The sequence below is a fragment of the Thioprofundum lithotrophicum genome (assembly GCF_055387065.1).
The window spans coordinates 456,155-473,091 of sequence record NZ_AP042379.1; the positions used below are offsets into that span (position 1 = coordinate 456,155).

Sequence of the window (16,937 nt, forward strand, 5' to 3'; positions counted from 1 at the left end):
AGCCGCCAGTCGAGGTCCGGCCCCGACGCCGTTCCTCGCCACGCGTTCCTCGCCACTGAATTATTCGAGTCGGCCGATAAGCCGGGTTCTGTCGTGGACAGCCATTCATCTGGGATGTGTGTCACCACACACCTCGAGCGACCTACCCGGGAACCGTGCGGGCCACACGTTGTTCCCCTATTTGGTCTTGCTCCGGGTGGGGTTTGCCCTGCCACCACTGTTGCCAGTGGCGCGGTGCGCTCTTACCGCACCGTTTCACCCTTGCCTGTGCCCGAAGGCCATCGGCGGTCTGTTCTCTGTGGCACTTTCCGTAGGCTCGCGCCTCCCAGGCGTTACCTGGCACCCTGCCCTGTGGAGCCCGGACTTTCCTCCCCGCCCGCAGGCGGAGCGACTGTCTGGCCGACTCGCGGGGAATTGTACCAGAACCTCGAGGCCGCCACGGGGATGTGGCCCCGCATGACTACTTTCGCTGCAGTTCCAGCGCCCGCTGGTAGAGGCGGTTCTTCTTGCCACCGCTGAGGCGGGCGGCCAGCGCCGCGGCCTGCCTGACCGGCAGTTCCTCCAGCAGGATGGCCAGGAGCCGGTCTTCGTCGAGCGTGGCGGCGTTCCGGGCCTCGGCCTCGGCGCCCTGGATGAGCAGCACCATCTCTCCCCGGCGCTGATCGGGATCTGCCTGCACCTGCGCGCGCACCTCGGCCACGCTGCCGCGCAGGAAGGTTTCGAAGGTCTTGGTCAGCTCCCGGGCCAGCACCATGGGCCGCTCGGGGCCGAACACGGCCTGCAGATCCTCGAGGGTGTCGAGGATCCGGTGGGGGGATTCGTAGAAGACGAGCGTGGCGGTGGCCGAGCGCAGGCCTTCCAGGCGCTTGCGCCGGGCCGCCGCCTTCGCCGGCAGAAAGCCTTCGAAACAGAACCGGTCGGTGGGCAGGCCGGAAGCCGACAGCGCGGCGACGAGGGCGCTGGGGCCGGGCACGGGCACCACGCGGATCCCGGCGGCGATGGCCGCCCGCACCAGGTGATAGCCGGGGTCGCTGACCAGGGGGGTACCGGCGTCGGAAACCAGCGCGATGGACTCGCCCTGCCGCAGGCGTTCGATCAGTTTCGGCACGACCTCACGCTCGTTGTGTTCGTGCACGGCGACGCAGGGCGTATCGATGCCGTGGGCATGCAACAAGCGCGCGGTGTGACGGGTATCCTCGGCGGCGATCACCTGCACTTCGCGCAGGACGTCGATCGCGCGCTGTGACAGATCGCCCAGATTTCCGATGGGCGTTGCCACAACATGGAGAACACCGTTTTCCCGGATCACGCTATAATCTCCGCGGCCGGTTTCGGCCGGCCCCTTGTCTCGAGTCCAGCCCGCATGATGCCACGTTTCGCCCTCCTCCCGCTCATTCTGGCCCTGCTGCTCGCCGCCTGCGCCGGGCCCACCGGCCGGCAGGCACAGACCGCCGATCTCCAGGCCCTGGAAACCGCCCTGGCGGCCGGTCGCTATCCCGAAGCGGCCGTGGGGCTGTGGCGGCTGGGCCATCTCGCCGAGGGCGATGCCGCCCGGCGCATCATGCTGCGCACCGCCGAGGCCTATGCCCGCGCCGGCAACCTGCATCAGGCGCGGACGATCCTCAAGGGCCTGCGCCTGAACGGAGCCGATCCGGCCCAGGGTTTCCTCCTGCGCCTGAGCCGGGCCACCATCGCCCTCGGCGAACGCCGCCCCGAGGAGGTGCTGCGCCTGCTGGAGACGCCCCCGCCCGCCAACCTGGATCCCTTCTGGCTGGCCGACTATCACGACCTGCGGGCCGACGCCTACACCATGCTGGGCAATCGCCTGGAAACGGCCCGCGAACTGGTGCGGCGCGAAGCCTGGCTGCGCGACCCGGAACTGATTGCCGCCAACCAGCAGGACATCTGGCAGGCCCTGTCGATGATGTCGGCGCGGGCCCTGCAGCAGTTGCGCACCGAACCGCCGCCGGACGTGCTCAGCGGCTGGATGGAACTGGTGCAGATCAGCAAGGCCTTCCAGCTCCAGCCCACCCGCCTGCACCAGGCGGTACTGGAATGGAAGCAGCGCTACCCCGGCCATCCGGCCCGCCCTGCCCTGCTCGAGGATCTGCTCAGCCGCAAGGCCGAGGACATCGTGATCCCCGAGCGCATCGCCCTGCTGCTGCCGCTCAGCGGCCGCTTCGCGCGGGCCGGCGAAGCCGTGCGGGACGGCATTCTGGCCGCCTACTACACCCGCCGCGCCCGGCCCGAGCAGGTCATCCGGATCTACGACACGGAGAGCAGCCCGGACATCCTCGATCTCTATCGCCGGGCCGTGGCCGAGGGCGCCGGCTTCGTCATCGGCCCCCTGGACAAGCGCCGCATCCAGCGCCTGGCCACCTACGGCGAGCTGAGCGTGCCCACCCTGGCCCTCAATTACATTCCGGACGAGACGGAAATCCCGCCCCGACTGTTCCAGTTCGGCCTCTCGCCGGAGGAGGAAGCGCGCCAGGTGGCCGAGCGCACCTGGCTGGACGGCTACGTGAATGCCGCGGTCCTGGTCCCCGCCGGCCCGTGGGGCGAGCGGGTGGCGCGCGCCTTCGAGACCCGCTGGACCGAGGTGGGCGGCGTGGTGGTGGAACAGCAGACCTACAACGCCGCGCGCAACGACTATTCGGGGCCGATCCGCCGCCTGCTCAACATCGACGAAAGCCAGCGCCGCTACCGGGCCCTGAGCCACCTGCTCAACCAGACCCTCAAGTACACCCCGCGCCGGCGCCAGGACATCGATTTCATCTTCCTGGCCGCCTATCCGCGCCAGGCCCGGCAGATTAGGCCGCAACTGAAGTTCTATCACGCCACCGACGTGCCGGTGTATGCCACCTCGCACGTGTTCACCGGCAACCTCAATCCCGAGCGGGATCGGGACATGGACGGCCTGCGCTTCGGCGACATGCCCTGGGTGCTGGGCACCGGCACCCGTCACCGCGGCCTGCGGCCCGAGGTGGAGCCCTACATCAGCAAGGCCGGCAACCGCCTGCAACGGCTGTATGCCCTGGGCATCGACAGTTACCGGATCATCGGCGCCCTGACCACGCTCAAGCAGTATCCCTGGCAACGCTTCGACGGCGAGACCGGCAGCCTGAGCCTGGACGAACGCCAGCGCATCCATCGCCAGCTCATCTGGGTGCGTTTCCGCAGCGGCCGGCCGATGCCCCTCGACGAATCCCTGTGAGGCGATGGGACGCACCCGGGCCATCGGCGATGCGGCCGAAACGCTGGCCGCCCGTTACCTGCAGCAGCAGGGCCTGGCGATCCGCGAACGCAACTACCGCACCCGCCTTGGCGAGCTGGATCTGATCTGCGAGGACGGGAACACCCTGGTGTTCGTGGAAGTGCGCTACCGGCGCCACGCGCACTACGGCAGCGGGCTGGAGAGCGTGGACCGGCGCAAGCAGGACAAGCTCGTCAAATCGGCCCTATACTATCTGCAAACGCATCCCAGTCTCGCCAGCCGGCCAGCCCGGTTCGACGTGATCGCGGTGGCGCCGGGCGCCGACGAACCCCGCATCGACTGGATCCGCAACGCTTTCGACGCCCCGACCGGATAAGGATCTCGCATGACCACCACCGATCGCATCCGCGAACTGTTCGACGCCAGCGTGGCCACCAAGCAGGCGGCCCGCGACGTGCTCGCCGAGCCCCTCGCCCGGGCCGTGACGCTCATGAGCGAAGCCCTGCGTTCGGGACACAAGATCCTCAGTTGCGGCAACGGCGGCTCGGCCGCCGACGCCCAGCACTTCTCCGCCGAACTGGTGTGCCGCTTCGAGCGGGAACGCCCGGGCCTGGCCGCCGTGGCCCTGACCACCGACACCTCGGCCCTGACCGCCATCTCCAACGACTACCATTTCGATCAGATCTTCGCCAAGCAGGTGCGCGCCCTCGGCCAGCCCGGCGACGTGCTGCTGGCCATCTCCACCTCGGGCAATTCGGGCAACGTGGTGCAGGCCATCGATGCCGCCCACGAACGGGACATGGCGGTGGTTGCCCTCACCGGCCGCGAAGGCGGCGACATCGCCCCCCGCCTGCGGGAACGGGACGTGGAGATCCGCGTGCCGGCCGACTCCACCGCGCGCATCCAGGAGGTGCACCTGCTCGCCATCCACTGCCTGTGCCACCAGATCGACGCCACCCTGTTCGACTGAAATCCTTGACCGACCACGCCTCTCCCAACCTGCCGTCCGCCTTCCTCGAGGCCCTGCGCCAGCACCTGCCGGCGGACCGGCTCCTGACCGATCCGGCGGACTGCTGGAGCTACGGCTACGACAACAGCCGCCGCCAGGCTCCCCCCGGCGCGGTGGCCTTTCCCGAAGATCACGACGAGGTGCTGGCCATCGTTCGCCTGTGCAACGAACACCGCGTGCCACTCACGCCACGCGGTCGCGGCACCGGTACCACCGGCGCCACCGTGCCGGATCAGGGCGGCCTCGTACTCAGCACCGAACGGATGAACCGAATCGTCGAGGTGCGCCCCGCCGATCGCTATCTCGTCGCCCAGCCGGGCGTGCTCAACGCCGCCGTGCAGGAAGCGGCCGGGGCCGTCGGCTTCTTCTGGCCACCGGATCCGACCAGCGCCGCCTTCGCCACGGTGGGCGGCAACCTGGCCTACAACTCGGCGGGGCCGCGGGCGGTGAAATACGGCACGCCGCGGGACAACGTGCTGGGCCTGCTGGCCGTCACCGGCGCCGGCGAAAGCCTGCGCACCGGCGTTTTCACCAGCAAGGGCGTGGTGGGCTACGATCTCACCCGCCTGCTCATCGGCTCGGAAGGCACCCTGGCCATCATCACCGAGGCGACCCTGAAGCTCACCCCCCGGCCGGAGGCCAAACGCACCCTGCAGGCCGTCTACCGCGACATCGAATCGGCCAGCGAGGCAGTCGCGGCCATCATGGCCCAGCCGGTGATCCCCTGCGCCCTGGAGTTCATCGACCACCGGGCCATCGAGATGATCCGCGCCCATGCCGAAACGGATCTGCCCCGCGACGCCGGCGCCCTGCTGATGATCGAAGTGGACGGTCCGGCCGCCAGTCTGGAGGCCGCCGTCGAATCGGTTCGCCGGGCCGCCGCCAACGCCGGCCTGCTGCGCCTGCACGCGGCCGCCGACGAGGCCGAAGTGGCCGCCCTGTGGGCCACCCGAAAGGCCCTCTCCCCGGCCCTGCGGCGGGTGGCGCCGAAGAAGATCAACGAAGACGTGGTGGTGCCCGTCTCCCGCATCCCCGATCTGATCCGCGGCCTCGAACGGCTGTCCCGGGAACACGGCATCACCATCGTCAACTTCGGCCATGCCGGCAATGGCAACATCCACGTCAACCTGCTGTTCGACCCGGACGAACCCGGCCAGAGCGAACGCGCCGACCGCTGCCTGGACGCCGTATTCGACCTGGTGCTCACCCTGCGCGGCACCCTCTCCGGCGAACACGGCATCGGCCTGGTGAAACGGCCCTTCGTGGCGCGGGAGATCGATCCGGTCACACTGGATCTGATGCGGCGGATCAAGCGGGAGTTCGATCCCAACGGGATCCTGAATCCGGGGAAGACGCTGCCGGGGGTGTAGTTGTTTCAACGCAAAGGCGCGAAGGGATTTCAATGTAGGAGCGGCGCCAGCCGCGACCATGCAGGGACGAGTAGCGAGGGACGAGGGCCAAGGAAAAACATTGGATGTCCGGCTTCGACAACCTCGTCCCTCGCCACTCGGTCCTCGGCACTGTTCATCGCGGCTTGCGCCGCTCCTACAGGAACGCCCTTTGCGCCCTTGCGTTGAAAATCACCCGCTGTCCATTTCCGCCAGCACCCGCCGATAGCATTCGTAATCCTCCGGGCTGTGCAGCACGGCGATGATGCGGTCGAATTTCGCTTCGTATTCCTTCATCACCCGCAGGGCGATGCGGGCGGCCTGTTCCTTCGGGTAACCGTAGACGCCGGTGCTGATGGCCGGAAAGGCGATGCTGCGGATGCCGTTGGCCAGGGCCAGTTCGAGGCTGTTGCGGTAGGCGTTCTCCAGCACTTGCGCCTCGCCCTGATCGCCTCCGTGCCAGACGGGGCCGACGGTGCTGATCACGTGGCGGGCCGGGAGATCGAAGCCCGGCGAGAGGCGCGCCTCGCCGGGCGGGCAGCCACCCAGCGTCTTGTTGTATTCACGCAATCGGGGACCGGCGGCGCGGTGAATGGCCCCGTCCACGCCGCCGCCCCCGAGCAGGGAGGGATTGGCCGCGTTGACGATGGCATCCACGTCGAGGGTGGTGATGTCGCCCTGAACGAGTTCGATCATGCCAACATCCTTCCGTGATCCGTCGGCCGCCAGGCTACTTGACCAGTTTCAGACTCGGCTTGCCGGGCTTTTCCGGTTCGGGGCCCGACGGCGGCGGCTCCTCGTTTTCCGGTTCGTTGAAGACCATGCCCTGCCCGTTTTCCTTGGCATAGATGGCCAGGACGGCGCCGACCGGAAAGCGGATCTCCATGGCCTGGCCGGCGAAACGGGCCTTGAACGTCACGTCGTCGTTGCCCAGTTGCAGGCCGCTGACCGCGCCGGGGCTGATGTTCAGGACGATCTTGCCGTTCTCCACGTACTGGCGAGGCACCTGGGCCTGGGGATGCTCGGCGTTGACCAGCAGGTAGGGCGTGAGATCGTTGTCCACGATCCAGTCGTAGAGCGCGCGCAGCAGGTAGGGCTGGCTGGAGGTCATGGCATTCATGGCGGGCAAGCGAAGCGGCGGAACGGCCTACTCGTCCTTCAGTTCCCGTTCGCCTTCGGTCAGGCTTTCCCTGAAGGATTCCCGATCGAACATGCGCTCGGCATACTGAAGCAGCGGCTTGGCCGTGGCCGGCAGCTCGATGCCCAGATACGGCAGCCGCCACAGCAGCGGCGTAATGGCGCAGTCGAGCAGCGAAAACTCGTCGCTCAGAAAATAGGGCTTCTGCTCGAAAATGGGTGACACGCTGACCAGGCTCTCGCGCAGTTCCTTGCGCACGGCGTCCGAGGCCTTGGTCTTGTCCCGCAGCCGCCGGGCCAAACCGTACCAGTCCCGTTCGATGCGATACAGCATCAGGCGGTGCTGGGCGCGTGAGACCGGATCCACCGGCATCAGCGGCGGATGGGGAAAGCGCTCGTCGAGGTATTCCATGATCACCTGGGACTGGTAGAGCACCAGATCCCGGTCCACCAGGGTCGGCACCTCGCCATAGGGATTGAGTTCCTTCAACTCCTCCGACGGCGCCTGCAGATCGACCCGCTGGATGTCATAGCTGATTCCCTTCTCGGCCAGCGCGATCCGCACCATGTGGCAGTAGGGACAGGTGTCCCCGGAAAACAGCGTCATGACCGAACGTCGGTTAGCCAGTTGCACCATGTGCTTGCTCCACCCCTTCTTCAGTCAGGAAACAAACGGGGGGAGGCACCAGGCCATCCCCCCGTGATTCGTGTCATGCAGGCGAACCTGCGGCTCCTGGATGGCCTAGTGGATGTCCTTCCAGTATTCCTTCTTCAGGGCATAGGCCACCACGAAGAGCAGCGCCAGATACAGCAGCACCCAGACGCCGATGGTGTAGCGCTTGAGCTTGGCCGGCTCGCCCATGTAGACCATGAAGTTGACCAGATCCCGCACGGCCTTGTCGTATTCGGCCTTGGAGAGCTTGCCCGGCGAAACCTGCTCGAAGCCGACGATGTGCGGCTCGTCCTTGCCTTCGTGGTTCTTGCGCATCTCGATGATCGGCTTCTTCAGGCCCTCCAGCTCCCAGAGCACGTGGGGCATGCCCACGTCCTTGAACACGGTATTGTTCACGCCCCAGGGACGGCTGCCGTCGAGGTAGAAGCCCCGCAGATAGGAATACAGCCAGTCGGCACCGCGGGCGCGGGCTACCACGGTCAGATCCGGCACCTTGGTCCCGAACCAGGCCTTGGCTTCCCTGGCCGGCATGGCGATGGTCATGGTTTCGCCCACCTTCTCGGCGGCGAACATGAGGTTTTCCTTCACCTGGGCGTCGGTCAGCCCCAGGTCCTGCCCCATGCGGTTGTAGCGCATGTAGGCGGCCGAGTGGCAGCTCAGGCAGTAGTTGACGAACAGCCGTGCGCCGTGGCGCAGGGAGTCCTTGTCGTGCAGATCGATGTCCGCCTTGTCCAGGTGCACACCGCCGCCACTGGCCAGGGCCAGGACCGGAGCGAGGCTAAACAGGAATGCAGTGATGAGTTTTTTCATTAGCTTGTCACCCTTTCAGGAACCGGCTTTTCCTGATTCAGATTGGTAAACGTGCCCAGCAGCATGAAGGCGAGGTAGATGCTGGGAATCAGCCAGCTGGTCAGCACCAGCGTCTGATTCGCATCGTTCAGGCGGACGGCATCGTAGATGCTGTACAGGCCGATCAGCACCACCAGCGAACCGATGGCGAAACCGGTCGTGCGCCGCTGGCTGTGGAACCAGATGACATAGAAGAACAGGAAGTACACTTCGGAGAAGCGCAGCCCCATCTCGGCCAGGACCGGTTCGGGCGGGTTGACCCCCAGATAGCCCAGGTAGACGAACACGGCGGCGAAGAACAGCAGGTTGATCTTGTGCAGGGCACTGCGGTAGCGCCAGGACTTGATGGGATTCTTGTCCAGCCAGGGCAGGAAGAACAGAATCACCACGCCGGCGCCCATGGCGATCACGCCGAGGAAGGGATCGGGCACCGCCCGCAGCATGGTATAGAAGGGGGTGAAGTACCACACGGGGGCGATGTGCTCGGGCGTCTTCAGCGGATCGGCCGGCACGAAGTTGGCGTGCTCGAGGAAGTAGCCGCCCATCTCCGGGTAGAAGAACATCACCGAGGCGAAGAACATCAGGAACACCACCACGCCGACGATGTCCTTGACCGAGTAGTAGGGATGGAACGGGATGCCGTCCAGGGGGATGCCGTCCGGGCCCTTGTTCTTCTTGATTTCCACGCCATCGGGGTTGTTGGAACCCACTTCGTGCAGGGCGATGATGTGGGCCACCACCAGCCCCAGCAGCACCAGCGGCACGGCGATCACGTGGAAGGCGAAGAAGCGGTTGAGGGTGGCGTCGGAGATGACGTAGTCACCGCGGATCCAGATGGACAGATCCTCGCCGATCACCGGGATGGCCCCGAACAGGTTGACGATCACCTGGGCGCCCCAGTAGGACATCTGGCCCCAGGGCAGCAGGTAGCCCATGAAGGCTTCGGCCATCAGGGCCAGGTAGATCAGCATGCCGAAGATCCACACCAGTTCCCGCGGCTGCTTGTAGGAGCCGTACATCAGGCCGCGGAACATGTGCAGATAGACCACGATGAAGAAGGCCGAGGCCCCGGTGGAGTGCATGTAGCGGATGATCCAGCCGCCATACACGTCGCGCATGATGTACTCGACGGACGCAAAGGCGAGGTTGGCGTCCGGCTTGTAGTTCATGGTCAGGAAGATGCCGGTGACGATCTGGATGACCAGCACCAGCAGGGCCAGGGAGCCGAAGAAGTACCAGAAATTGAAGTTCTTGGGGGCGTAGTACTTGGACAGATGCTCTTCCCACATCTTGGTGAGCGGGAAGCGGGCATCAATCCACGCCATGAAATCCTGCGACTTGCTCATCATGCGGCTCCTTCATCTTTACCAATCAGGATGCGGGTGTCGCTGAGATACATGTGCGGCGGCACCAGCAGGTTGATGGGGGCGGGCACGCCCTGGAAGACCCGGCCGGCCAGGTCGAAGCGGGAACCGTGGCAGGGACAGAAGAAGCCGCCGCGCCAGTTCTCGCCCAGATCCGCGGGGGCGATTTCCGGCCGATAGGTGGGCGAGCAGCCCAGGTGGGTACAGATCCCCACGATGACGGCGTATTCGGGCTTGATGGCGCGATATTCGTTCTTGCAGTAGGGCGGCTGCTGCGACTCGACCTCGGACTTGGGGTCGCGCAGGAACGGATCGTTCTTGGGCAGATCGTCGAGATTCTGCTGGGTGCGGTGGACGATCCAGACGGGCTTGCCCCGCCATTCCACCGTCATCATCGCACCCGGCTCCAGTTTGCTGATGTCCGCCTCGACCGGGGCACCGGCCGCCTGGGCACGGGCACTGGGCCACATGGAGGCGACAAAGGGAACGGCCGCGCCCACGGCTCCCACGGCACCCACCACGGTGGTGGCGGCCGTCAGAAACCGGCGTCGGCTGGTATCAACGCCATCTGTACTCATTCACGATTCTCCCGATTTTCGGATGGTTCTTGCGGTCGCGCGGACCTTATCATTCCTGTCCGCCAAGCTGGATGACATGGATCAACTCCACATCATCAGTAATTAATTATTTGTTAAACAGGAATTTCGAGCGCGCATAGTTTGCGCCATGCGTGCCGCATTATCAACCTTGGTGTGGTTTTTACCTTGTTTTCCCGGCACTTATGCCGGGTTCGGCACGTCGACGAAAATCGCTTCCAGGGCAAATTCCGCGGCGAGGTGCTCGCCCAGGGCCCGCACCCCGTCCCGTTCGGTGGCGTGATGACCGGCGGCGAAGAAGTGGATGCCGCTCTCGCGGGCCACGTGCACGGTCTGCTCGGAGACCTCGCCGGTAAGAAAGGCATCGACACCCAGTTGCACGGCCTGTTCGATGTGGCCCTGGGCAGCCCCGCTGCACCAGGCCACCGTCTGCACCGGCCGGTCGCTGCCGGCCACGTGCAGGGGCGCCCGGCCCAGGGCCTGCTCGATGCGCCGGGCGAAGTCGGCGCCGCTTTCGGCCCTCGCCAGGCGGCCGTGCAGGCCCAGTTGCGGCCGTTCCCGGCCAAAGCGGCCCTCCACGCTCAGATCCAGGCGGCGGGCCAGTTGCACGTTGTTGCCGTGCACCGGGTGGGCATCCAGGGGCAGATGGTAGGCCAGCAGGGCGATGTCGTGGCGCAGGAGGGTGGCCAGGCGGCGGTGCTTGAGGCCGACGATGCAGGGATCCTCGCCGCGCCAGAACCAGCCGTGGTGGACCAGGATGGCGTCGGCCTGCCGTTCCACCGCGGCATCGATGAGGGCCTGACAGGCGGTCACCCCGGTGACGAGCCGCCGCACCGGGCTGCGCCCGGCCACCTGAAGGCCGTTGGGACAGTAGTCCTCGAAGCGATCCACTTCCAGCAGATCGTGGCAGTAGGCCTGCAAATCGGCGAGCTCAATCATGGATCGGGTATGATGCGGGGCTGAAACCGAACCGCGATTGTACCCGAACCGGCGCCATGCGACTTCCCAAACTGATCGTCTTCGTCTTCCAGTTCGCCACCATCGGCCTGGCGGCGGCGCTGGTGGTGCTCTATCTGTTTCCCCAGTTCCGGCCGGAATTCGTCCACTCGCCGCAGGTGGTGGAAGTGATCGAGGCGCCGGTCTCGACCCCGCCACGGCTCCCCGGCGTGACCTCCTATGCCGAGGCGGTGGCCAAGGCGGCGCCGGCGGTGGTCAACATCTTCACCCGCAAGATCGTCGCCGCCAGGCCGGGGCCGAAAGACGCCGCGCCCCTGTTCCCCCGTCTGCCGGGCAACGGCGGGGCCGTTCCGCGTCTGGAAACCAGTCTCGGGTCGGGCGTCATCATCAGCCGCAACGGCTACATCCTGACCAACCATCACGTGATCGCCGACGCCGATGCCATCGAGGTGGCCCTGCAGGATGGCCGTACCACCACGGCCCAGGTGGTGGGCACCGATCCGGAGACGGATCTGGCCGTGCTGCGCATCGCGCTGCCCGATCTGCAGGCCATGGTGCTCGGTCACTCGCGCAGCCTGCGGGTGGGGGACGTGGTGCTGGCCATCGGCAATCCCTTCGGCGTGGGCCAGACGGTCACCTCGGGCATCGTCAGCGCCACGGGGCGGGACATGCTGGGCATCAACACCTTCGAGAACTTCATCCAGACCGACGCGGCCATCAACCCCGGCAACTCGGGCGGCGCGCTGATCACCACCGACGGCAACCTGGTGGGCATCAATACCGCCATCTTCTCCCAGAGCGGCGGCTCGGAAGGAATCGGCTTCGCCATTCCCGTGGATCTGGCGCGCAAGGTGCTGGCCCAGATCATCGAAAAGGGCCACGTGGTGCGGGGCTGGCTGGGGGTGGCCATCCAGAACCTCACCCCGGCCCTAGCCCGCTCCTTCGATCTGGACAGCACCCGGGGCGTGATCATCTCCGCCATCCAGGCCGACGGCCCGGCCGCCCGCGCCGGGCTGCAGCCCGGCGACGTGATCCTGCGCATCGACGGCAAGGACGTGGACAACGTGCGCACGGCCCTCAACCTGATCAGCGACAATCCGCCGGGCACCGCCATCGCCATCGAGGGGATCCGCAACGGCCGGCCTTTCCGGCTCATCGCCACGGTGGCCGAAAGGCCCTCGCCGGCGCGTTAGCGCCGGCACGCTCAGGCGAGGGACGAGCAGATTACGAAACGTGCCTGGCAGGGCGCAGGACAAATCCAGTCCCTCGCTACGCCATCAAAGGATCTTCTGCAAGGCGTCAAGGAAGCGTTCGTTCTCTTCTTCGGTGCCCACCGTGACCCGCAGGCAGTCGCGCAGGGCCTCGCCGGCATGGGAGAGGTTCTTGATCAGGATCCCCTGGGCCTTGAGGCCGTCGAAGATGGCGTCGGCGCGGCCGGCGGGGACCCGGAAGAGGATGAAGTTGGCCTCGGAGGGATAGACGGTCAGTTCCGGAAACTGCTGCAGGCCGTTGAACAGGATGTGGCGATCCTCGCGGATCCGGCGGGTCTGGGCGGCGAGGATCTCGCGCCGTTCCAGAGCCAGGCGGGCGGTCTCCTGGGTGAGGACGTTGATGTTGTAGGGCAGGCGGATCTTGTCCAGTTCGGCGATCCAGTCCGGGGCGCCTGCCAGCAGGCCCAGGCGCAGGCCGGCCAGCCCCATCTTGGAGACGGTGCGCATCACCAGCAGGTTGTCGTGGTGCGGCAGATCCGGCATCCAGGTGTGATCGGTGAAGGCGTGATAGGCCTCATCGAGGATCACCAGGCCGGGCGCCCGTTCGATGATGGCGGCCACCGCTTCGCGGTCGAAGACGTTGCCGGTGGGGTTGTTGGGACAGGCCAGGAACACCAGCGCCGGCTGGTGCCGGTCGATGGCCGCCAGCGTGGCTTCGGTGTCGAGCGCGAAATCGTCCCGCAGGGGCACGCCCACGTAGTCGAGGCCGGTGAAGGTGGCGATCATCCGGTACATGACGAAACCGGGCTCCACCGTCAGCACGCAGCGCCCCTCCCCCGCCATTGCCAGCATCAGGATCTGGATCAGCTCGTCGGAGCCGTTGCCAAGCAGCAGCGCCGCCCCCGCCGGCACGCCCATGGCCTCGCGCAGCACCGGCAGGAGATGGCGGGCGGCCGGATCGGGATAGCGGTTGAGCGACACCCGCCGCAGGCGCAGCCGCCATTCCTCCACCAGTTCCTCGGGCCAGCCATAGGGGTTTTCCATGGCATCGAGCTTGACCAGCCCTTCGGCATCGGGCACGTGATAGGCGCTCAGCGCACGGATTTCCGGGCGGACCCAGTGCGCGACGCGCTCGCGCAGGGACGAGGGACGAGGGACGAGGGACGAGGTCTTGTCAGTCATCTGAAGCGTCCTGTTGGCCGGTTGCCGAACATTGAGAAACTCGGCATCTCAGGGGTTCTGACGTTCTTCCTCGCCACTCGTCCCTCGTCCCTCGTCCCTTTTTATGCGGTATTCGGCCGAGCGGGCGTGGGCGGTGAGGCTCTCGCCGCGGGCCAGGACTGATGCAATCTTGCCCAGCGTTGACGCCCCCTCGGGCGAGCACATGATCAGGCTGGAGCGTTTCTGGAAGTCGTAGACCCCCAGCGGCGAACTGAAACGGGCGGTGCGCGAGGTGGGCAGCACGTGGTTGGGGCCGGCACAGTAGTCGCCGATGGCCTCGGCCGTGTAGCGCCCCATGAAGATGGCGCCGGCATGGCGGATCCGCGCGGCCAGGGCCCGGGGATCGGCCACCGACAGTTCCAGGTGCTCCGGCGCGATGTGATTGGCCACGGCGACCGCCTCGTCCAGGTCCCGCACTTCGATGAGGGCACCGCGGCTGCCCAGCGAAGTCTCGATGATGGCCCGGCGTTCCATCTCCGGCAGCAGTTTCTCGATGCTGGCCTGGACCGCATCGAGGAAGCCGGCATCGGGCGAGACCAGGATGGCCTGGGCGTCCTCGTCGTGCTCGGCCTGGGAGAAGAGATCCATGGCCACCCAGTCGGGATCGGTCTGGCCGTCGCAGATCACCAGAATCTCGGAAGGCCCGGCGATCATGTCGATCCCCACCTGGCCGAACACCAGCGCCTTGGCGGTGGCCACGTAGATGTTGCCGGGGCCGGTGATCTTGTCCACCTGGGGAATCGTTTCGGTGCCGTAGGCCAGGGCCGCGATGGCCTGGGCGCCGCCGATGGTGTGCACCCGGGTGACGCCGGCAATGCGCGCCGCGGCCAGCACCATTTCGTTCAGCTCGCCATCGGGGGTGGGCACCACCATGACGATCTCCGCCACCCCGGCCACCTTGGCCGGGATGGCATTCATCAGCACCGAGGAGGGATAGGTGGCCTTGCCGCCGGGCACGTAAAGCCCGGCCCGATCCAGCGGCGTGACCTGCTGGCCGAGCACCGTGCCGTCGGGCTCGGTGTACTCCCAGGATTCCATCTTCTGGTGCCGGTGGTAGGCCTCGAGCCGGGCGGCGGCCGCCTCCAGGGCCTGGCGCTGTTCGGCCGGAATGGCGGCCAGGGCCGCCTCGAGCTGATTCTCGGCAAGGGTGAGATCGGCCATCGAAGCGGCATCGAGGCGATCGAAGCGGTTGGTGTATTCGATCACCGCCGCATCGCCGCGGGTGCGCACGTCGTCGAGGATCCCGCGCACGGTCTGCATCACCTGCTCGTCGGAGACGCTCTCCCAGGCCAGCAGGGCATCGAGGCGGGTCCAGAAGTCGGCCTCCGTGGTGGCCAGTCGCTGGAGCTTCATGCGGCCTCCTCCCGGGCGGCCACCGCCTCGGCAATGCGTTCGATGAAGGCCCGAACCTGATCGTGTTTCATCTTCATCGAGGCCTTGTTGACGATCAGACGGGAACTGATGTCGGCCATGTGCTCCAGGGGCGCCAGACCGTTGGCGCGCAGGGTGTTGCCCGTGTCCACCAGGTCCACGATGCGATCGGCCAGCCCGACCAGCGGCGCCAGCTCCATGGAGCCGTAGAGCTTGATGATCTCCACCTGTTCGCCCCGGGCGGCGAAATGGCGCCGGGCGCAGTTGACGTACTTGGTGGCGATGCGCAGGCGGCCTTCGACCGGCGGCGCGTCCACCGGCCCGGCCACCATCATCCGGCAGCGGGCGATGTGCAGATCCAGCGGTTCGTAGAGGCCCTCGCCGCCGTGCTCCATGAGCACGTCCTTGCCGGCTACGCCGATGTCGGCCGCGCCGTGCTGCACGTAGGTGGGCACGTCGGTGGCGCGGATGATCACCAGCTTCACGTCGTCACGGTTGGTATCGAGGATCAGCTTGCGGCTGCTTTCCGGATCGTCGAGCGGCTCGATGCCGGCATGCCGCAGCAGCGGCAGCGTCTCCTTGAAGATGCGGCCCTTGGAGAGGGCGATGGTCAGTGTGTCCTGCATGATGGCAAACCGCTCATGATCTCTTTTCTCTTGTCTCTTGTCCCTTTTCCCTAACTGGGCACTCGGCGGATCTGCGCCCCGAGCTGCTGCAGCTTCTCCTCGATACACTCGTAGCCGCGATCGATATGATAGATCCGTTCCACCACCGTCTGCCCCTTTGCCACCAGCCCGGCCAGCACCAGGCTGGCCGAGGCGCGCAGATCGGTGGCCATCACCGGCGCGCCGGTGAGGGTGGGCACGCCCTTGCAGAAGGCGGTGTTGCCCTTGAGGGTGATGTCGGCGCCCATGCGCTGCAGTTCCAGCACGTGCATGAAACGGTTCTCGAACACGGTTTCTGTGATCACCCCCTGGCCGTCGGCAATCGCGTCGAGCACCGTGAACTGGGCCTGCATGTCGGTGGGAAAGGCCGGATAGGGGGCGGTGGAGACGTCCACCGCCTTCGGCCGCCGGCCCTGCATGTCCAGGGAAATCCAGTCGGGCCCGCTGTCGATCACCGCGCCGGCCTCCTCGAGCTTGATCAGCACCGCATCGAGCAGGCCCGGATCGGTATCCTTGAGCCGCACCCGACCGCCGGTGACCGCCGCGGCCACCAGGTAGGTGCCGGTCTCGATGCGGTCGGGCAGCACGGCGTACTGGCAGCCGTGCAGGCGTTCCACGCCTTCGATCACCAGCGTGTCGGTGCCGGCGCCCTCGATCCGGGCGCCCATGGCGATCAGGAAATTGGCCAGGTCGGTCACTTCCGGTTCCTTGGCGGCATTCTCGATCACGGTGGTGCCTTCGGCCAGGGTGGCGGCCATCATCAGGTTCTCGGTGCCGGTGACGGTGACCACGTCGAGCACGATCTTGGCCCCGCGCAGCCGATCCGCGCGGGCCTTGATGTACCCGTTCTCCACGCTGATCTCGGCGCCCATGGCCTGCAGACCGTGAATGTGCAGGTTGACCGGCCGCGAGCCGATGGCGCAGCCGCCCGGCAGGGAGACCTCGGCCCGGCCGTGTCGCGCCAGCAGGGGACCGAGCACCAGGATCGAGGCGCGCATGGTCTTGACCAGCTCGTAGGGGGCCACCATGTGCTCGATGGTGGTGGGATCCACCTCGATGCTCATGCGCTCGTTGATGGTGAGCGACACCCCCATGCGCCCGAGCAGCTCCATGGTGGTGGTGATGTCGTTCAGATGGGGGATGTTGCCGATGGTCACCGGCTCGTCGGCCAGCAGGGTGGCGACGATGATCGGCAGCGCGGCATTCTTGGCGCCGGAGATGCGGATCTCCCCCTGCAGGGGCGTCCCGCCGGTGATCAGGAGCTTGTCCATGGAGGTGGGGG

Annotated in this window: 17 protein-coding genes and 1 other RNA gene; 5 read left to right on the forward strand and 13 right to left on the reverse strand. The window is 66.7% G+C overall.

Annotation, left to right across the window (positions count from 1 at the left end):
- Nucleotides 1–61: 61 nt before the first annotated feature.
- Nucleotides 62–407, reverse strand: an RNA gene (gene rnpB / locus ACZ5BH_RS02070) — RNase P RNA component class A.
- 53 nt (nucleotides 408–460) lie between these two features.
- Complete coding sequence (gene rsmI / locus ACZ5BH_RS02075; protein WP_464890266.1) at nucleotides 461–1,279, reverse strand: 16S rRNA (cytidine(1402)-2'-O)-methyltransferase; 819 nt, start codon at nucleotides 1,277–1,279, stop codon at nucleotides 461–463.
- A gap of 84 nt (nucleotides 1,280–1,363) precedes the next feature.
- Between rsmI and ACZ5BH_RS02080 the strand changes: the two genes are divergently transcribed.
- The 4 genes from ACZ5BH_RS02080 to ACZ5BH_RS02095 are packed head-to-tail and all read left to right on the forward strand — an operon-like array spanning nucleotide 1,364 to nucleotide 5,593.
- A complete protein-coding gene (locus tag ACZ5BH_RS02080) occupies nucleotides 1,364–3,214 on the forward strand; it encodes a penicillin-binding protein activator (RefSeq protein ID WP_464890267.1) in 1,851 nt (616 codons plus the stop codon).
- Nucleotides 3,215–3,218: 4 nt separating this feature from the next.
- Nucleotides 3,219–3,590 (forward strand): YraN family protein, encoded by a 372-nt coding sequence (locus tag ACZ5BH_RS02085; RefSeq protein ID WP_464890268.1) that lies wholly within the window; start codon nucleotides 3,219–3,221, stop codon nucleotides 3,588–3,590.
- Between the two features lie 9 nt (nucleotides 3,591–3,599).
- The gene (locus ACZ5BH_RS02090; RefSeq protein ID WP_464890269.1) at nucleotides 3,600–4,184 is read left to right on the forward strand and encodes a phosphoheptose isomerase; all 585 of its coding nucleotides are present in this window, start codon (nucleotides 3,600–3,602) and stop codon (nucleotides 4,182–4,184) included.
- Nucleotides 4,181–5,593 (forward strand): FAD-binding oxidoreductase, encoded by a 1,413-nt coding sequence (locus ACZ5BH_RS02095; RefSeq protein WP_464891181.1) that lies wholly within the window; start codon nucleotides 4,181–4,183, stop codon nucleotides 5,591–5,593. Before ACZ5BH_RS02090 ends, ACZ5BH_RS02095 begins: the two co-directional genes overlap by 4 nt.
- 210 nt (nucleotides 5,594–5,803) lie before the next feature.
- On the opposite strand, the gene ACZ5BH_RS02100 is transcribed toward ACZ5BH_RS02095, so the two are convergent.
- From ACZ5BH_RS02100 to ACZ5BH_RS02130, 7 genes are all read right to left on the reverse strand, one after another.
- Complete coding sequence (locus ACZ5BH_RS02100; RefSeq protein ID WP_464890270.1) at nucleotides 5,804–6,307, reverse strand: O-acetyl-ADP-ribose deacetylase; 504 nt, start codon at nucleotides 6,305–6,307, stop codon at nucleotides 5,804–5,806.
- Between the two features lie 34 nt (nucleotides 6,308–6,341).
- On the reverse strand, nucleotides 6,342–6,722 hold the full coding sequence (locus ACZ5BH_RS02105; protein ID WP_464891182.1) for a ClpXP protease specificity-enhancing factor: 381 nt from the start codon (nucleotides 6,720–6,722) through the stop codon (nucleotides 6,342–6,344).
- Nucleotides 6,723–6,758: 36 nt separating this feature from the next.
- Nucleotides 6,759–7,385: a glutathione S-transferase N-terminal domain-containing protein gene (locus tag ACZ5BH_RS02110; protein ID WP_464890271.1), complete on the reverse strand. Its 627-nt coding sequence runs from the start codon at nucleotides 7,383–7,385 to the stop codon at nucleotides 6,759–6,761.
- A 105-nt stretch (nucleotides 7,386–7,490) separates the two neighbouring features.
- Entirely contained in the window at nucleotides 7,491–8,231 is a 741-nt protein-coding gene (locus ACZ5BH_RS02115) for a cytochrome c1 (RefSeq protein ID WP_464890272.1), read from the reverse strand.
- On the reverse strand, nucleotides 8,231–9,619 hold the full coding sequence (locus tag ACZ5BH_RS02120) for a cytochrome b (RefSeq protein WP_464890273.1): 1,389 nt from the start codon (nucleotides 9,617–9,619) through the stop codon (nucleotides 8,231–8,233). Before ACZ5BH_RS02120 ends, ACZ5BH_RS02115 begins: the two co-directional genes overlap by 1 nt.
- Nucleotides 9,616–10,212, reverse strand: a complete 597-nt coding sequence (gene petA, locus ACZ5BH_RS02125) for a ubiquinol-cytochrome c reductase iron-sulfur subunit (protein ID WP_464890274.1) — start codon at nucleotides 10,210–10,212, stop codon at nucleotides 9,616–9,618. The genes ACZ5BH_RS02120 and petA overlap by 4 nt, the downstream gene beginning before the upstream one ends.
- Nucleotides 10,213–10,413: 201 nt before the next feature.
- Nucleotides 10,414–11,169 (reverse strand): Nif3-like dinuclear metal center hexameric protein, encoded by a 756-nt coding sequence (locus ACZ5BH_RS02130; protein WP_464890275.1) that lies wholly within the window; start codon nucleotides 11,167–11,169, stop codon nucleotides 10,414–10,416.
- A gap of 56 nt (nucleotides 11,170–11,225) precedes the next feature.
- On the opposite strand from ACZ5BH_RS02130, the gene ACZ5BH_RS02135 reads away from it, so the two are divergent.
- Nucleotides 11,226–12,380: a S1C family serine protease gene (locus ACZ5BH_RS02135; protein ID WP_464890276.1), complete on the forward strand. Its 1,155-nt coding sequence runs from the start codon at nucleotides 11,226–11,228 to the stop codon at nucleotides 12,378–12,380.
- Between the two features lie 84 nt (nucleotides 12,381–12,464).
- On the opposite strand, the gene hisC is transcribed toward ACZ5BH_RS02135, so the two are convergent.
- From hisC to murA, 4 genes are read right to left on the reverse strand one after another with little or no spacing between them, the layout of a single operon-like run.
- Nucleotides 12,465–13,580: a histidinol-phosphate transaminase gene (hisC, locus tag ACZ5BH_RS02140; RefSeq protein WP_464890277.1), complete on the reverse strand. Its 1,116-nt coding sequence runs from the start codon at nucleotides 13,578–13,580 to the stop codon at nucleotides 12,465–12,467.
- Nucleotides 13,581–13,628: 48 nt separating this feature from the next.
- Nucleotides 13,629–14,972: a histidinol dehydrogenase gene (gene hisD, locus ACZ5BH_RS02145; protein WP_464890278.1), complete on the reverse strand. Its 1,344-nt coding sequence runs from the start codon at nucleotides 14,970–14,972 to the stop codon at nucleotides 13,629–13,631.
- The gene (hisG, locus tag ACZ5BH_RS02150; RefSeq protein ID WP_464890279.1) at nucleotides 14,969–15,616 is read right to left on the reverse strand and encodes an ATP phosphoribosyltransferase; all 648 of its coding nucleotides are present in this window, start codon (nucleotides 15,614–15,616) and stop codon (nucleotides 14,969–14,971) included. Before hisG ends, hisD begins: the two co-directional genes overlap by 4 nt.
- Nucleotides 15,617–15,666: 50 nt before the next feature.
- A complete protein-coding gene (gene murA, locus ACZ5BH_RS02155) occupies nucleotides 15,667–16,926 on the reverse strand; it encodes a UDP-N-acetylglucosamine 1-carboxyvinyltransferase (protein ID WP_464890280.1) in 1,260 nt (419 codons plus the stop codon).
- Between the last annotated feature and the right edge of the window lie 11 nt (nucleotides 16,927–16,937).

Coding starts and splice junctions, on each gene's coding strand:
- murA (WP_464890280.1), bottom strand. CDS start 16,926: ATGGACAAGCTCCTGATCACCGGCGGGACGCCCCTGCAGGGGGAGATC.
- hisC (WP_464890277.1), bottom strand. CDS start 13,580: ATGACTGACAAGACCTCGTCCCTCGTCCCTCGTCCCTCGTCCCTGCGC.
- petA (WP_464890274.1), bottom strand. CDS start 10,212: ATGAGTACAGATGGCGTTGATACCAGCCGACGCCGGTTTCTGACGGCC.
- ACZ5BH_RS02110 (WP_464890271.1), bottom strand. CDS start 7,385: ATGGTGCAACTGGCTAACCGACGTTCGGTCATGACGCTGTTTTCCGGG.
- ACZ5BH_RS02130 (WP_464890275.1), bottom strand. CDS start 11,169: ATGATTGAGCTCGCCGATTTGCAGGCCTACTGCCACGATCTGCTGGAA.
- hisG (WP_464890279.1), bottom strand. CDS start 15,616: ATGCAGGACACACTGACCATCGCCCTCTCCAAGGGCCGCATCTTCAAG.
- ACZ5BH_RS02115 (WP_464890272.1), bottom strand. CDS start 8,231: ATGAAAAAACTCATCACTGCATTCCTGTTTAGCCTCGCTCCGGTCCTG.
- ACZ5BH_RS02090 (WP_464890269.1), top strand. CDS start 3,600: ATGACCACCACCGATCGCATCCGCGAACTGTTCGACGCCAGCGTGGCC.
- ACZ5BH_RS02100 (WP_464890270.1), bottom strand. CDS start 6,307: ATGATCGAACTCGTTCAGGGCGACATCACCACCCTCGACGTGGATGCC.
- ACZ5BH_RS02120 (WP_464890273.1), bottom strand. CDS start 9,619: ATGATGAGCAAGTCGCAGGATTTCATGGCGTGGATTGATGCCCGCTTC.
- ACZ5BH_RS02135 (WP_464890276.1), top strand. CDS start 11,226: ATGCGACTTCCCAAACTGATCGTCTTCGTCTTCCAGTTCGCCACCATC.
- ACZ5BH_RS02105 (WP_464891182.1), bottom strand. CDS start 6,722: ATGACCTCCAGCCAGCCCTACCTGCTGCGCGCGCTCTACGACTGGATC.
- ACZ5BH_RS02080 (WP_464890267.1), top strand. CDS start 1,364: ATGATGCCACGTTTCGCCCTCCTCCCGCTCATTCTGGCCCTGCTGCTC.
- hisD (WP_464890278.1), bottom strand. CDS start 14,972: ATGAAGCTCCAGCGACTGGCCACCACGGAGGCCGACTTCTGGACCCGC.
- ACZ5BH_RS02085 (WP_464890268.1), top strand. CDS start 3,219: ATGGGACGCACCCGGGCCATCGGCGATGCGGCCGAAACGCTGGCCGCC.